This is a genomic window from Micromonospora sp. NPDC049060 (genome assembly GCF_040649055.1).
In the GTDB taxonomy this organism is placed as follows: domain Bacteria; phylum Actinomycetota; class Actinomycetes; order Mycobacteriales; family Micromonosporaceae; genus Micromonospora; species Micromonospora reichwaldensis.
On record NZ_JBEZEV010000114.1, the window covers coordinates 1 to 15,470 of the forward strand.

Genomic DNA, 15,470 nt, shown 5'->3' on the forward strand with positions numbered 1-15,470 from the left:
CTGGGGCTGGCCGGCGGCCGGGTGCTGCGCAACGGCCGGGGCGGGCGCGAAGGGGCCGGGCGGGGTGGGTCGGTCGAGCGGACCGGCGCCCTCGGCTGCCGCGCGCGACACGGGTCAGGCGGTGAGGTACTTGGCCAGGTCGTCGAGGATCTTGTTGGCGGCGCCGATGCCGATGCCCGTCATCCAGATCTCGTCGGAGACGACGTGCGACTTGCCGGCCTTGACCGCCGACAGCCCCTTCCAGAGCGTCCCGCCGGTGACCTTGGCCTGCTCGGCGGCGGCCTTCTCGCCGTACGCGGTGACGAAGATGACGTCGCCGTCGACCTCGCCGATCCGCTCCGGGCTGACCCGGTCCATCCGCCGGTCCTCCTTGCCGGTGAGCTGCTGGCGCTCGGGGCGGCCCAGCCCGGTGTCGCCGATGACGATGCCGGAGAACGAGTCCGGCCCGTACACCCGGATCTCGGTCGGCATGAAGCGGACGATGGAGACCTTGCGCTCGGCGGCGTCGCCGAGCTTGCCGCCGAACTCCCTGGCCCGCGTCTCGTACCCGGCCAGCAGGTCCTTGGCCTGCTGCTCCTTGCCGAGCGCCGCGCCGTCGAAGAGGAAGTTCTCCTTCCAGGTGATGCCGACCTTCTCGGTGAAGACGGTCGGCGCGATGGCGGCAAGCTCGTCGTAGAACTTCTCCTGGCGGAACTTGCTGCCCAGGATCAGGTCCGGCTTGAGGGCGTTGATGGCCTCCAGGTCGGGCTCGGTGAGCACCCCGACCTCCTTGATGCCGGCGAGCTTCTCCTCGCCGAAGTAGGTCGGCCAGCTCCGCGCCTCGCCGGCGGTGGCGGCGCCGACCGGTGTGACGCCGAGTGTCAGGGCTGTGTCGATCTTGTCTGTGTCGAGCACGACGACGCGCTTGGGCTCCACCGGCACCTTGGTGGTGCCCATGGCGTGGACGATCTCCCGGGTCTGTCCGGTGGTGGTGTCGGCGACCGGGTCGCTCTCACCGCAGGCGGTGAGACCGACGCCGAGGGCCAGCGCCGCGGTGAGGGCGGCGGCGAGACGACGCATCAGATTCCTTTCGAAGGGTGCGAGCCGGTCAGCGGCGTCGCCGCGTTCCCGGCGGGCAGGCGGGTCAGGGAGGGACTGGTGAGCGCGGGCACCACCAGGGGCGCCCCGGTCACCGGGCAGGGCACGACCACGCAGTCGAGGCCGAAGACGTCCCGGACCAGGTCGGCGGTGAGGATCTCCCGGGGCGGCCCGGCGGCCACCACCGCACCGGAGCGCATGGCGATCAGGTGGTCGGCGTACCGGGCGGCCTGGTTGAGGTCGTGCAGTACGGCGACGACCGTCCGGCCCCGCTCGACGCGCAGCCGGTGCAGCAGGTCCAGCACCTCCACCTGGTGGGCGAGGTCGAGGAAGGTGGTGGGCTCGTCCAGCAGCAGCGCCTCGGTGTCCTGGGCGAGGGTCATGGCGATCCAGACACGCTGCCGCTGGCCCCCGGAGAGGGTGTCGACCGGCCGGTCCGCCAGCGCCGTCACGTCGGCGAGCGCCATGGCCCGGTCGACGGCGGCCCCGTCGGACTCCGACCACTGCCGCCACCACCGCTGGTACGGCTGCCGGCCCCGGCCGACCAGGTCGGCGACGGTCACCCCCTCGGGCACCAGCGGGCTCTGCGGCAGCACGCCGAGGCGGCGGGCGAGCTCGCGGGTCGGCAGGTCCCGGATGGCGGTGCCGTCCAGCAGCACGGCGCCGCGCCGGGGCGTGAGCAGGCGGGCCATGGTGCGCAGCAGGGTGGACTTGCCGCAGGCGTTCGGCCCGACGATCACCGTGAACGCGTCGCCGGGCAGCTCCAGGTCGAGCCCGTCCAGCACGGTCCGCTCGTCGTAGCCGGCGACCAGGTCGCGGGTGGAGAGCATCACGCCTCCTTGCCAGGGTGGGACATCACGAGGGCCGCCGCCGGCCGCGGAGCAGCAGGAAGATCAGGTACGGGCCACCGATGGCGGCGGTCAGCACCCCGGCGGGCAGCTGGGTGGGGGCGAACAGCCGCCGGCCACCCAGGTCGGCCAGCACCAGCAGCAAGGCGCCGAGCAACGCGGCGCAGAGCAGCGGCGGGCGCTCGGCGCGGACCAGCCGCCGGGCCAGCTGCGGGGCGACGAGGGCCACGAAGTCCACCGCGCCCACCTGCGCGGTGACCATCGCGGCGGCCAGCACCCCGGTGCCGGCGAGGCCGACCCGGCGGGCCACCGGGCGCAGGCCGATCCCCCGGGCGGTGTCGTCGTCCAAGGCGGTGCTGTTCAGCGCCCAGCCGGCCCAGGCCAGCACCGGCAGGAGCGCGGCCAGGGTGAGGGCGATCCACAGGCTCTCGTTCCAGCCCTTGCCGGCGAGCGTGCCGATCAGCCAGATCTGCGCGCGCAGCCCGTCGATCGGGTCGGCGGTGAGCAGGACGACCTCGATCAGGGCCCGCAGCGCGAAGGCGACCGCCACGCCGGCGAGCACGAACCGCTGGGCGGCCAGCCCGTGCCGGGCGCCGAGGAGGAACAGCAGCGCGGCGGCGGCCAGCCCGCCGAGCAGCGCCGCCGGGGCCACGAGCACCGCCGCGGCGCCAGTCGTCAGGGCCACCGTCGCGGCGAGGCCGGCGCCCTGGGTGATGCCGACGACGTCGGGGCTGGCGAGCGGGTTGCGGGCCACGCTCTGGATCAGCGTGCCGGCCACCCCGAAGGTCGCGCCGGCCACCGCGGCCAGCACCAGCCGGGGCAGTCGCAGGTCGAGGACCACCAGGTCGTACGGGGTGCCGGCGCCGGAAAGGGCGCGCAGCACGTCGGCCGGGGCGACGTACGGGGTGCCCAGGGAGAGGCTGAGCACCCCTGCGGCGAGCAGCAGCACGACCAGCGCGGCGGCGACCAGCACGGAGCGGCGGCGGACCTGCACGCTGACCGGGCCGATCCGCACGAGCGACCGCCCCGGCAGCGAGGTGACGCCCACCCGGAAACGGCCCGCCGGCCGCCCGGCGGCGGGGGCGGTGGGGGCGCTCACGCCGTCACGACCTTCGCGCGGCGGACCAGGAAGGCCAGCAGCGGGGCGCCGATCAGCGCGGTGACGATGCCCGCGGGCACCTCCCCGGGCGGCGCGACGAGTCGCCCGACGACGTCGGCGCCGAGCAGCAGCGCGGGCCCGAGCAGCGCCGAGACCGCGAGGGTCCAGCGGTGGTCGGCGCCGACCAGGGCGCGGGCCAGGTGCGGTACCGCGAGCCCGACGAACGCGATCGGCCCGGCGGCGGCGACGGCCGCCCCGGTGAGCAGCACCGCGGCGACTCCGCCGCCGAGGCGGACCAGCCCGATCCGGTGCCCGAGGCCCCGGGCCACGTCGTCGCCGAGGGCGAGCGCGTCCAGGCCCCGGGCGACGAGGGCGGCCAGGACCAGCCCGGCGAGCACGAACGGCACCACCTGGGCGGCCACCGTGAGGTCCCGGCCGGTCAGCCCGCCGACCACCCAGAAGCGGTACTCCTCGAAGGTGCGGGCGTCCATGCTGAGCAGCGCGTACACCACGGAGGCGAGACTGGCGTCGAGGGCCGCGCCGACCAGCGCGAGGGTGACCGGGCTGGCGCCCTCGCGGGCCTTGGCCGCGACGGCGAAGACCAGCACGCCGGCCCCGAGCGCACCGGCGATGCCGAACCAGACGTACCCGGCCAGCGTGCCCACGCCGAAGACGGAGATGGCCAGCACCACGCCGAACGAGGCGCCGGCGCTGATGCCGAGGACCCGCGGTTCGGCCAGCGGGTTGCGGGTGAGGGCCTGGAAGAGGACACCGGCGACGGCGAGCGCCAGCCCGACGGCGAGGCCCAGCGCGGTGCGCGGCATCCGCAGTTCCCGCACGATCGTGGCGGCCTCGCCGCCGTCCGGGGCGACCAGCGCGCGCCACACCTCGTCGACGGCCAGCGCCCGGCTGCCGAGCGCGAAGCTCGCCAGCACGGCCAGCAGCAGCACCAGCGCGGCGGCGACCGTGACCGCGAGCCGACGGCCCCCACGCGCCCGGGGCCGGGTGCCGGCAGGTGCCGGGCGGGTGGCGAGGGTGGTCACGAGGCTCCTGCACGTTCGGGCTTAGGGTCGCCTTACCGTAGCGGAACGCCCTGGCCGGGCCTAACTCGCCGTCGTCGATCCGGGCGGCGTTGAGCAGGGCGGACAGCGCCGGATCCGGTCGGGCGGCGGCCCCGGCCGCCCTAGGGTTGTCAGCATGCGATTCGACCAGCACACCGTGGTGCTCCTGAGCCGGCCGACGGACGCGCCGCAGCTACCGCTGGACGCGGCCGACCGGTTGCAGGACGCCCACCTGGCCCACCACGCGGGGCTGGTGGAACAGGGGCTCGTCCTGGCTGCGGGGCCCTTCGTCGACGCCGACGACGAGCGGCTGCGCGGGTTCGTCGTGCTCTCCATCTCCCCGCAGGAGGCCCGAGAGCTTTACCACAACGACCCGGCCGTGCGGGCCGGGCGACTGGGCGTGCAGGTGATGAGCTGGATGGTGCCGGAGGGCATCGTGCGGTTCGAGAGCGTGCCGCTGCCCCGGTCGATCCTGGCGGCCGCCGCCGGCGACTGACGGCCCGGGAGGTCAGTCGGCCGGTCGCGGCGCGGGAAGCGGGCCGGCGGGCCCGTCTAGCTGCTGGTCGGCCCAGACGTACGTCTCCGGCAGCAGTTCGGCGACGTGCACCACGCGCAGCGCGTCCATCGGCCCGACGATGACCCGGACGGTGGGGAAGTAGTCGCGCAGCACCTGCCGGCAGCGCCCGCAGGGCGGGATGACCCCGCGCCCCCGGTCGCCCACCGCGACGATCGTCTCCAGCTCGGTGACGCCCTGGGTGGCGGCGGCGCCGACGGCGACCACCTCCGCGCAGGGCCCACCGGTGAAGTGGTAGACGTTGACCCCGGTGAAGACCCGGCCGTCGGTGGTCCGCGCGGCGGCGGCGACCGTGTGGTTGTCGCTGCGGCAGCGCAGCTTGGCGACCGCCGTGGCTGCCTGCACCAGGGCCCGGTCGGTGTCCCGCATCGTCATCCATCCCCCGTGGCCAAGGTCGGTCGGCGCCCCACTCTAGTCCGAGGCGGCACCGCCGCGCTCCCCCTGACGGGTGCCGCCGACGGGCGTGTGCGCGGGCGGCCCGGGGCGGGGCGGCGGTAACCCGGGGGCGGTCCGGCCGTCGGCTGCCTATCCTTGGCGACGACATGCAGAATCCAGCCGCACCCGCCGCGACCGACCCCGTCCGCGAGCTGCACCGCCGCCTCCGTCCCCTGATGTTCCGCGACCAGCGCCGCCTGCAACGGCGCCTGGACGGGGTGCGCCGGCTGCGCGACCCGCAGCGCCGGGAGTCGGCGCTCGACGAGATCGCCGCCGACGTGGCGCGGGCCGAGGCGGTGCTGGCGAGGCGGCGGGCCGCCGTGCCGGTGGTCACCTATCCGGCCCAGCTGCCGGTCAGCGAGCGCAAGGACGACATCGCCGCCGCGATCCGCGACCACCAGGTGGTGATCGTGGCCGGCGAGACCGGCTCCGGCAAGACCACCCAGCTGCCGAAGATCTGCCTGGAGCTGGGGCGCGGGATCACCGGGCTGATCGGGCACACCCAGCCGCGCCGGCTGGCCGCGCGTACGGTGGCGGACCGGATCGCCGAGGAGCTCGGCACCGAGCTGGGCGACGTGGTCGGCTACAAGGTGCGCTTCAGCGACCAGGTGAGCGACCGCAGCCTGGTCAAGCTGATGACCGACGGCATCCTGCTCGCCGAGTTGCAGACCGACCGGATGCTGCGCCAGTACGACACGCTGATCATCGACGAGGCGCACGAGCGCAGCCTCAACATCGACTTCATCCTCGGCTACCTCCGGCAGCTCCTCCCCCGCCGGCCCGACCTCAAGGTGATCATCACCTCGGCGACCATCGAGACCGAGCGGTTCGCCCGGCACTTCGCCGGGCCGCCCACCGCCGACGAGCCCGACGGCGTACCGGCGCCGGTGGTCGAGGTCTCCGGGCGCACGTACCCGGTCGAGGTGCGTTACCGGCCGCTGGTCGAGGTGGCCGAGGGCGAGGACGACGGGGAGGACGAGGAGAACGTCCGCGACCAGGTCCAGGCCATCGGCGACGCCGTCGAGGAACTGGCCGCCGAGGGCCCCGGCGACGTCCTGGTCTTCCTCAGCGGCGAGCGGGAGATCCGCGACACCGCCGACGCGCTGGGCAAGCTGGTGGAGAAGAAGCCGGCGCTGCGCGGCACCGAGATCCTGCCGCTGTACGCCCGGCTCTCCACCGCCGAGCAGCACCGGGTCTTCGCCCCGCACGCCGGGCGCCGAGTGGTGCTCGCCACCAACGTGGCGGAGACCTCGCTCACCGTGCCCGGCATCAAGTACGTGGTGGACCCGGGCACGGCCCGCATCTCCCGCTACAGCAGCCGGCTCAAGGTGCAGCGGCTGCCGATCGAGCCGGTCTCGCAGGCGTCGGCCAACCAGCGCAAGGGGCGCTGCGGGCGCACCTCGGACGGCATCTGCATCCGCCTCTACGACGAGCAGGACTTCCTGTCCCGCCCGGAGTTCACCGACCCGGAGATCCTGCGCACCAACCTCGCCTCGGTCATCCTCCAGATGACCTCCATCGGGCTCGGCGACATCGCCGCGTTCCCGTTCATCGACCCGCCGGACCGGCGCAACGTCGCCGACGGCGTCAACCTGCTGCACGAGCTCGGCGCGCTGGACCCGGCCGAGGCCGACCCGGCGAAGCGGCTCACCCCGCTGGGCCGGCGGCTGGCGCAGCTCCCCGTCGACCCGCGGCTGGCCCGGATGGTCGTCGAGGGCGAGCGCAACGGCTGCGCCACCGAGGTGATGGTGATCGCCGCCGCGCTGTCCATCCAGGACCCGCGCGAGCGGCCCGCCGACAAGCAGGCCCAGGCCGACCAGGCGCACGCCCGGTTCACCGACCGCGAGTCGGACTTCGTGTCGCTGCTCAACCTGTGGCGGCACCTGCGCGAGCAGCAGCGCGAACTCTCGTCCAGCGCGTTCCGGCGGATGTGCAAGGCCGAATACCTCAACTACCTGCGCGTACGCGAGTGGCAGGACATCGTCAGCCAGTTGCGCCAGGTGCTGCGTACGCCCGAAGAAGGGCGACCGACGCGCGACGGCGGCGGGCGCCGGGGTGGCGCGGACCTGCCGGAGGAGATCGACACCCCGAAGGTGCACCAGTCCCTGCTGGCCGGCCTGCTGTCGCACGTCGGGCTCAAGGACGCGCAGAAGCACGAGTACCTGGGCGCCCGGGGCGCCAAGTTCGCGCTCTTCCCCGGCTCGGCGCTGTTCAAGAAGCCGCCGCGCTGGGTGATGGCGGCCGAGCTGGTGGAGACCTCCCGCCTCTGGGGTCGGGTCGCCGGCCGGGTCGAGCCCGAGTGGGTCGAACCGCTGGCCCAGCACCTGGTCAAGCGCAGCTACAGCGAGCCGCACTGGGAGAAGAAGCAGGCGGCCGTGATGGCCTACGAGAAGGTGACCCTCTACGGCGTCCCGCTTGTCACCTCGCGCAAGGTCAACTTCGGCCGGATCGACCCGGCGCTGTCCCGGGAGCTGTTCATCCGGCACGCCCTCGTCGAGGGCGACTGGCAGACCCACCACCACTTCTGGGCCGACAACCAGCGGCTGCTGGCGGAGATCGAGGAGCTGGAGCACCGCGCCCGGCGCCGCGACATCCTCGTCGACGACCAGACCGTCTTCGACTTCTACGACGCGCGCGTCCCTGCCGACGTGGTCTCCGGGCGGCACTTCGACGCCTGGTGGAAGAAGACCCGCCGGGAGCAGCCCGACCTGCTCACCTTCACCCGGGAGCTGCTGGTCAACGCCGGCCGCACCGGCGTGGACGAGGCCGACTACCCCGACGAGTGGTCCGCCGACGGGGTGACCCTGCCGCTGACCTACCGGTTCGAGCCGGGCACCCCGACCGACGGCGTGACCGTCGACATCCCGCTGCCCCTGCTCAACCAGGTGCCGGCGGAGAGCTTCGACTGGCAGGTCCCCGGGCTGCGCGAGGAGTTGGTGATCGCGCTGATCCGCTCGCTGCCCAAGGCGGTGCGCCGCAACTTCGTCCCGGTGCCGGACTACGCCCGCGCGGCGCTCGCCGCGATGCCCGCCGGCGAGGAGCCGCTGCTGGACGCGCTGACCCGGCAGTTGCGCCGGATGACGGGCGTCACCGTGCCCCGGGACGCGTGGGAGCCGGAGAAGCTGCCGCCGCACCTACGGGTCCGCTTCCGGGTGCTCGACGAGGAGAACAAGCCGGTCGCCGAGGGCAAGGACCTGCCGGCCCTGCAACGCCAGCTCAAGGCGGAGGTACGCCAGGTCGTGGCCGCCGCCGCACCCGACGTCGCCCGTACCGGGCTGCGCGAATGGAGCATCGGCACGCTGCCGCGCACCATCGAGCAGGTCCGCGCCGGCTACGCGGTGACCGCGTACCCGGCCCTGGTCGACGAGGGCGACACCGTCGGGGTGAAGGTCTTCGACTCGCCCGCCGAGCAGGAGGCCGCGCACTGGGCGGGCACGCGGCGGCTGCTGCGGCTGACCGTGCCGTCGCCGGCGAAGTTCCTCCAGGGGCGGCTGAGCAACGAGGCGAAGCTGGCGCTGAGCCGCAACCCGCACGGCGGCGTGCAGGAGCTGATCTCGGACGCGGCCGGGGCGGCCATCGACAAGCTGATCGGCGACGCGGGCGGCCCGGCCTGGGACGCCGAGGGCTTCGCCGCCCTGCGGGACAAGGTCCGGGCCGACCTGGTGGACACCGTGGTCGAGATCATGGACCGGGTTCGCCGGGTGCTCGCCGCCGCGTACGCCGTGGAGCAGCGCCTCGGCGCCACGCGGAACCTGGCGGTGGTGGCCGCGCTGGCCGACATCCGGGCCCAGCTGAACGGCCTGGTGCACAAGGGCTTCGTCACCGAGACCGGGTACGCGCGCCTGCCCGACCTGCTGCGCTATCTCACCGCGATCGAGCGGCGGCTGGACCGGCTGCCGGGCAACCCGCAGCGCGACAAGCAGCAGCAGGACCGGGTCGCGGTGGTGCAGAAGGAGTACCAGGAGATGCTCGCCGCGCTGCCCCCGGGGCGCCGGCAGTCGACGGCCGTCCGGCAGATCCGCTGGATGGTCGAGGAGCTGCGGGTGAACGTCTTCGCCCAGGCGCTGGGCACCCCGTACCCGGTGTCGGAGCAGCGGATCTACCGGGCGATGGACGAGGCCGAGGGCAGGTAGGACGACCCGCGCAGCACCCGCAACAGCACCGGCGGGGAGAGCAGCCGCGTCGGCGGGTCGACGAGGTTCACCACCCGCAGGAACGCCGCGCCCAGCGCCGGGTCCCGGGTCGCCGCCTCGTGCAGCCGGCCCACGTACGCGTTGACCAGGCGTACCCGCGGCGAGCGGCGGCCGGGCACCTCGGGGAAGCGCAGGTCGGTGCCGACCGCGATGGACCACGGCCCCTCGATCAGCCGGGCCGCGCCCCGGAAGAACCGCCGGGCGAGCCGGTCGGACGGCCGCCGCAGCAGTCGGCGCAGCAGCAGGGCCTCCAGCGCGGCCACCGTCATGCCCTGCCCGTAGACCGGGTTGAAGCTGCACACGGCGTCGGCCACCACCAGGTAGCCCGCCGGGAAGCGGCGCAGCCGCTCGTAGCGCCGCCGCACGCTGGCCGGGAACTTCATCGTCGCCGGTGGGCTCTCCGGCCGCGCCGTACGCAGCAGGTCGGCGATCTGCGGGGCGGCGAGGGTCTCGGCGAAGGCGGTCATCCCCTCGTCGTCGGCCGGCGGCTCCTCGCCGAGCATGCCGCTGAGCGCCACCGCGAACCGGCCCTGCTCCTGCACGGCGACGATGCCGCCCCGGGGCTGGCCGGGCACGGCGTTGGTGAGCGCGCCGAGCAGCCCCTCCAGGTGGTGCGGCTCCCGTCGGTAGGTGCGGGTGAGGTAGGTGACGCCGACCTTGACCCGCTCCTCCGGCGCCGGCCGGTAGCCCAGCTCGGCCAGCCACACCGGGCTGCGGGTGCCCCGGCCGCCGGCGTCGACGACGAGGTCGGCGGCGACGGTGGTCGGATCCCCGTCGCGGGGGCGCAGCCGTACGCCGGTGACCCGTCCCCGGTCGAGGGTGGTGGTCAGCCCCTCCACCTCGCAGCCCGCCACGATCCGCACCCCGGGCAGGGCGGCGACCCGCTCCCGGACGACCTGCTCCAGCAGCGGCCGGCTGACCCCGAGCGCGAACAGCGGAGACGGCGCGCGCCGCATCCGGTGGCCGTTGTTGTACCAGTGCACCTGCTCGTGCAGGTCGACCGTGGGCACGCCCCGCGCGCTCAGCTCCGCCGAGATCCCGGGCAGCAGCTCCTCGAACGCCTGCCGGCCCCGGGTCAGCAGGACGTGCAACTGCCGCCCCTGCGGTACGCCCCGGCGGCTCTCCGCCTGCTCGGGCAGCAGGTCACGGTCCATGAGGGTGACCCGCTCGTACGCCTCGGTGAGTGCGCAGGCGGTCAGCAGCCCGCCCATGCTCGCGCCGATCACCACGGCGCTGCCCGTTGCCATGCGGGCAGCGTAGGCGGGCCGGCGGGCCCCGGTCGTCTTCCGTCGTGCGCACCTGGCGGCGTCGGACGTCGGCGGCGTCAGAGGGGCTCGACGCCCGGCGGCAGGTCCCCGCCGGTGGTGGCGTCGCGGACGTAGTCCAGCAGTATCCGGCGCAGCTCCCGGCCGGCGTGGGTGGGCACCACGTCGCGGCGTCGGGCGACCGCGATGGTCCGCCGGACGCCGGGTGGGGCCAGCCGGGTGACGCGCACGCCGGGGCGCCGGGCCACCACGATGCCGGGGACCAGCGCGACGCCCAGCCCGGCCTCGACGAAGCTCAGCACCGCGTCCATCTCGCCGCCGTCCACGGCGATGGTCGGCTCGAAGCCGGCCTCCCGGCAGGCCTGGAGGGTGGCGTCGCGCAGGTCGTAGCCCTCCCGGAACATCACCATCGGCTGGTCGCGCAGGTCGGCGACGCGCAGCTGACCGGTCTCCGGGGTCACCGACAGCTCCTCGACGGAGGCGACCACCAGGCTCTCCCGCAGGATGGGGTCGGCGCGCAGCCCGGGGTCGGTGCCCTGGGCCGGCATGATGATCAGTGCCAGGTCGAGGTCGCCGCGGAGCAGGCCGCGGACCAGGTCCTGCGAGCCGCTCTCCTCCACCCGCAGGTCGATGGTGGGGTGGGCGTCGCGGAACCGGCGCAGCACGGGCGGGGCGAGCGAGGTGGCGAGGCTGGGGGTGGCGCCGAGCCGGACCCGGCCACGGCGCAGGCCGACCAGTTCCTGCACCTCGCGGGTCGCGGTGTCGACGTCGGCGAGGATCCGCTTGGCCAGCGGCAGCAGCACCTCACCGGCCGCGGTGAGCGTGATGTTGCCCCTTACCCGCTCGAACAGCGGGGCGCCGAGGCCGTCCTCAAGGGCGTGAACTTGCTTACTCAACGAAGGCTGGGTGATACCCACGATGTCGGCGGCTTGGGTGAAATGTCGCACTTCTGCCACCGCAACGAAGTACTTCAGCTGATGGAGCTGCATCTACATAGCCTATAGCTATCAAGACTGCGAGGTCGATGCATTGGACGACTGAATCAAGTGCTCCTAGCGTCGATCGCGTGGTAGTCACGAGAACTCGGTCGCCCATCCGCTCCAGCGTCGGCCTGAAGGCCGTCATGGCGGTGACGGGCATCATCCTGGTGCTGTTCCTCATCGCGCACATGCTCGGCAACCTGAAGATCTTCACGGGGGCGACCTCGTTCGACCACTACGCGCACTGGCTGCGCGAGATCGGCGCCCCGATCCTGCCCGGCGTGTGGTTCCTGTGGATCCTGCGGATCGGCCTGCTGGCGTCGGTGCTCGGCCACATCTGGGCCGCGACCGCCCTCGCCGTGCGCGCCCGCGCCGCCCGCCCGGTGCAGTACGCGCACCGCAAGAAGGTCCAGGGCAGCTACGCGGCCCGCACCATGCGCTGGGGCGGCGTGATCATCCTGCTCTTCGTGATCTACCACATCCTGGACCTCACCACCGGCACGCTGAACCCGGTCGGCGACCCGAGCCGGCCGTACGCCAACGTGGTGGCCGACTTCGCCCCGGAGCGCTGGTACGTCACGCTCTTCTACACCCTGGCGGTCGTCACCCTCGGCTTCCACCTGCGGCACGGCCTGTTCAGCGCGCTGCGCAGCCTCGGCCAGCAGAGCCCGCGCGGCGAGCGGCGGGCCCGGGCCGTGGCGCTGGGCTTCGCCGTCGTGCTCTGCGCCGGTTACCTGGCGGTCCCGTTCGCCGTACTCACCGGATTGGTGTCCTGACATGGATCTCTACACCGAGGGCGACCCGATCGCCGACACCAAGGCTCCCGACGGCCCCATCGAGACCCGCTGGGAACGCCGCCGCTTCGAGGCCAAGCTGGTCAACCCGGCCAACCGCCGCAAGATGACCGTGATCGTGGTCGGCACCGGCCTGGCCGGCGGCTCGGCCGCCGCCACGCTGGGCGAGCAGGGCTACCGGGTCAAGACCTACTGCTACCAGGACAGCCCGCGCCGGGCGCACTCCATCGCCGCGCAGGGCGGCATCAACGCCGCCAAGAACTACCGCAACGACGGCGACTCGGTGCACCGGCTCTTCTACGACACCGTCAAGGGCGGCGACTTCCGCTCCCGGGAGTCCAACGTGCACCGGCTGGCCGAGGTCTCGGTCAACATCATCGACCAGTGCGTCGCCCAGGGCGTCCCGTTCGCCCGCGAGTACGGCGGCCTGCTGGACACCCGCTCCTTCGGCGGCGCGCAGGTGCAGCGCACCTTCTACGCCCGGGGCCAGACGGGCCAGCAGCTGCTGCTCGGCGCGTACCAGGCGCTGGAGCGGCAGATCGGCCTCGGCAACGTGGAGATGAACACCCGGCACGAGATGCTGGAGCTGATCGTCGTCGACGGCAAGGCCCGCGGCATCGTGGTCCGGGACATGGTCACCGGCGAGATCACCACCGAGTTCGCGGACGCCGTCGTGCTCGCCTCCGGCGGCTACGGCAACGTCTTCTACCTCTCCACAAACGCCAAGGGCTGCAACGTCACCGCCACCTGGCGGGCGCACCGCAAGGGCGCGTACTTCGCCAACCCCTGCTACACGCAGATCCACCCGACCTGCATCCCGGTCTCCGGCGACCACCAGTCGAAGCTGACCCTGATGAGCGAGTCGCTGCGCAACGACGGCCGGGTCTGGGTGCCCAGGACCAAGGGCGACACCCGCAGCCCGCGGGAGATCCCCGAGGACGAGCGGGACTACTACCTGGAGCGGATCTACCCCTCCTTCGGCAACCTGGTCCCCCGCGACATCGCCTCGCGCGCCGCGAAGAACGTCTGCGACGAGGGGCGCGGCGTCGGCCAGACGGGGCTCGGCGTCTACCTCGACTTCTCCGACGCGATCGACCGGCTCGGCCGCAAGGCCATCGAGGCCAAGTACGGCAACCTCTTCGAGATGTACGAGCGGATCACCGGCGAGGACCCGTACGAGGTGCCGATGCGGATCTACCCCGCCGTGCACTACACGATGGGCGGCCTCTGGGTCGACTACGACCTCCAGTCGTCCATCCCGGGTCTGTTCGTGATCGGCGAGGCGAACTTCTCCGACCACGGCGCGAACCGGCTCGGCGCCTCGGCGCTCATGCAGGGCCTGGCCGACGGCTACTTCGTGCTGCCGAACACCGTCGCCAACTACCTGGCGTCCGGCCCGTTCGAGAAGGTCGACGCCACGCACCCGGCGGCCGTGCAGGCCCGCGCCGACGTCGAGGACCGGATCCAGCGGCTGCTGGCCGTCGACGGCGACCGGACCGTGGACTCGTTCCACCGCGAGCTGGGCCAGATCATGTGGGAGCACTGCGGCATGGAGCGCAGCGAGGCCGGGCTGCGCAAGGCGATCGACGAGATCCGTGCCCTGCGCGAGCAGTTCTGGCAGCGGGTCCGGGTGCCGGGCACCGGCGAGGGGCTCAACCAGTCGCTGGAGAAGGCCGGCCGGGTGGCCGACTTCTTCGAGCTGGCGGAGCTGATGTGCATCGACGCCCTGCACCGCGAGGAGTCCTGCGGCGGTCACTTCCGGGCCGAGCACCAGACGCCCGACGGTGAGGCGGAGCGCGACGACGACCGCTTCGCGTACGTGGCGGCCTGGGAGTTCACCGCCACCGGCGAGCCCTCGGTGCTGCACAAGGAAGACCTGAACTTCGAATACGTCCACCCCACGCAGCGGAGCTACAAGTGAACCTGACCCTGCGCATCTGGCGCCAGTCCGGCCCCGAGGACAAGGGTCGGATGGTGACCTACAAGGTCGACGACGTCTCCCCGGACATGTCGTTCCTGGAGATGCTCGACGTCCTCAACGAGCGGCTGATCCTCGCCGGCGAGGAGCCGGTGGCGTTCGACCACGACTGCCGCGAGGGCATCTGCGGCATGTGCGGCCTGATGATCAACGGTGACGCGCACGGGCCGCAGCGCGGCACCACCGCCTGCCAGCTGCACATGCGGCAGTTCTCCGACGGCGAGACGATCGACATCGAGCCGTGGCGGGCCCGGGCCTTCCCGGTCATCAAGGACCTGGTGGTCAACCGGGGCGCCTTCGACAAGATCATCGCGGCCGGCGGCTACATCACCGCGCCGACCGGCAGCGCCCCCGAGGCGCACTCGACCCCGGTCGCCAAGGCCAACGCGGACGCCGCCTTCGAGGCGGCGGAGTGCATCGGCTGCGGCGCCTGCGTGGCGGCCTGCCCGAACGGCTCCGCCATGCTCTTCACCGCCGCGAAGGTCACCCAACTCTCGCTGCTGCCGCAGGGCCAGCCGGAGCGCTACACCCGGGTGATCGGCATGGTCGACGCGCACGACGAGGCCGGCTTCGGCGGCTGCACCAACGCCGGTGAGTGCACCGTGGTCTGCCCGAAGGGCATCCCGCTGAACACCATCGGCCGGCTCAACCGCGACTTCCTGATGGCCACCTCGAAGCGGGGCGACAACACCCCCGGTTCCTGAGCCCGCACACCTCACGCTGGCGAGGTCGGCACAGGGCCGCCGCGTCTTCCAAACGCGGCGGCCCTCGCCGTAGCACCCACCCGATCGCGGCGACCCTCGCCGTAGCACCTGCCGATCGCCGGCCCGCCGTCCCCCTCCCCACCGCGACGCCCGCGCCCCGACTTCGACTTCGACTTCGACTTTGACTTCGACGGAGTTTGGTCTGCCCCGAAACGGCCCACTGTCCCGCCCGGCCGGATCTCCCTGCTCGCCCCCTGTCGAGCTGAATCGTTTGCGACATCAGCTGAGTCGTCTGTGACATCAGCTCGACAGGCAGCCACCGGACCACCAGACCGCCGCACGCCGCACGCCGCACCACCAGACCGTCGCACGCCGCACGCCGCACCACCAGACCGCCGCACGCCGCACGCCGCACCACCAGACCGCCGCACGCCGCACGCCGCACCACCAGACCGCCGCACC

12 protein-coding genes are annotated in these 15,470 nt (G+C 73.3%); 5 read left to right on the forward strand and 7 right to left on the reverse strand.

All coding sequences use genetic code 11. From position 1 onward, the window contains the following. Positions 1-114: 114 nt before the first annotated feature. The 4 genes from AB0B83_RS27565 to AB0B83_RS27580 are packed head-to-tail and all read right to left on the reverse strand — an operon-like array spanning position 115 to position 4,067. The gene (locus tag AB0B83_RS27565) at positions 115-1,059 is read right to left on the reverse strand and encodes an iron-siderophore ABC transporter substrate-binding protein (RefSeq protein WP_357580604.1); all 945 of its coding nucleotides are present in this window, start codon (positions 1,057-1,059) and stop codon (positions 115-117) included. Continuing rightward, positions 1,059-1,907, reverse strand: a complete 849-nt coding sequence (locus AB0B83_RS27570) for an ABC transporter ATP-binding protein (RefSeq protein ID WP_357580605.1) — start codon at positions 1,905-1,907, stop codon at positions 1,059-1,061. Before AB0B83_RS27570 ends, AB0B83_RS27565 begins: the two co-directional genes overlap by 1 nt. Before the next feature lie 25 nt (positions 1,908-1,932). Next, positions 1,933-3,024, reverse strand: a complete 1,092-nt coding sequence (locus tag AB0B83_RS27575) for an iron ABC transporter permease (protein ID WP_357580606.1) — start codon at positions 3,022-3,024, stop codon at positions 1,933-1,935. After that, positions 3,021-4,067, reverse strand: coding sequence for an iron ABC transporter permease (locus AB0B83_RS27580; protein ID WP_357580607.1), 1,047 nt, complete (start codon positions 4,065-4,067; stop codon positions 3,021-3,023). Before AB0B83_RS27580 ends, AB0B83_RS27575 begins: the two co-directional genes overlap by 4 nt. A gap of 154 nt (positions 4,068-4,221) precedes the next feature. Here AB0B83_RS27580 and AB0B83_RS27585 point away from each other — a divergent pair, with 154 nt between their 5' ends. Beyond that, positions 4,222-4,581 (forward strand): YciI family protein, encoded by a 360-nt coding sequence (locus AB0B83_RS27585; RefSeq protein WP_311412870.1) that lies wholly within the window; start codon positions 4,222-4,224, stop codon positions 4,579-4,581. Between the two features lie 12 nt (positions 4,582-4,593). Here AB0B83_RS27585 and AB0B83_RS27590 read toward each other — a convergent pair whose 3' ends face one another. Next, entirely contained in the window at positions 4,594-5,034 is a 441-nt protein-coding gene (locus AB0B83_RS27590; RefSeq protein ID WP_132235868.1) for a cytidine deaminase, read from the reverse strand. Positions 5,035-5,201: 167 nt separating this feature from the next. Between AB0B83_RS27590 and hrpA the strand changes: the two genes are divergently transcribed. Then, positions 5,202-9,227 (forward strand): ATP-dependent RNA helicase HrpA, encoded by a 4,026-nt coding sequence (gene hrpA, locus AB0B83_RS27595; RefSeq protein WP_357580608.1) that lies wholly within the window; start codon positions 5,202-5,204, stop codon positions 9,225-9,227. On the opposite strand, the gene AB0B83_RS27600 is transcribed toward hrpA, so the two are convergent. Both AB0B83_RS27600 and AB0B83_RS27605 read right to left on the reverse strand, forming a co-directional pair. Continuing rightward, the gene (locus AB0B83_RS27600) at positions 9,194-10,534 is read right to left on the reverse strand and encodes an FAD-dependent monooxygenase (protein WP_357580609.1); all 1,341 of its coding nucleotides are present in this window, start codon (positions 10,532-10,534) and stop codon (positions 9,194-9,196) included. The genes hrpA and AB0B83_RS27600 overlap by 34 nt on opposite strands. A 77-nt stretch (positions 10,535-10,611) precedes the next feature. Further along, a complete protein-coding gene (locus AB0B83_RS27605; RefSeq protein ID WP_132235862.1) occupies positions 10,612-11,541 on the reverse strand; it encodes a LysR family transcriptional regulator in 930 nt (309 codons plus the stop codon). 35 nt (positions 11,542-11,576) lie between these two features. On the opposite strand from AB0B83_RS27605, the gene AB0B83_RS27610 reads away from it, so the two are divergent. The 3 genes from AB0B83_RS27610 to AB0B83_RS27620 are packed head-to-tail and all read left to right on the forward strand — an operon-like array spanning position 11,577 to position 15,008. Next, positions 11,577-12,308 (forward strand): succinate dehydrogenase cytochrome b subunit, encoded by a 732-nt coding sequence (locus tag AB0B83_RS27610; protein WP_357580610.1) that lies wholly within the window; start codon positions 11,577-11,579, stop codon positions 12,306-12,308. A 1-nt stretch (position 12,309) separates the two neighbouring features. Continuing rightward, positions 12,310-14,247: a fumarate reductase/succinate dehydrogenase flavoprotein subunit gene (locus AB0B83_RS27615; RefSeq protein ID WP_357580611.1), complete on the forward strand. Its 1,938-nt coding sequence runs from the start codon at positions 12,310-12,312 to the stop codon at positions 14,245-14,247. Further along, positions 14,244-15,008, forward strand: a complete 765-nt coding sequence (locus AB0B83_RS27620) for a succinate dehydrogenase/fumarate reductase iron-sulfur subunit (RefSeq protein WP_132235856.1) — start codon at positions 14,244-14,246, stop codon at positions 15,006-15,008. The genes AB0B83_RS27615 and AB0B83_RS27620 overlap by 4 nt, the downstream gene beginning before the upstream one ends. The last annotated feature ends 462 nt before the right edge of the window (positions 15,009-15,470 follow it).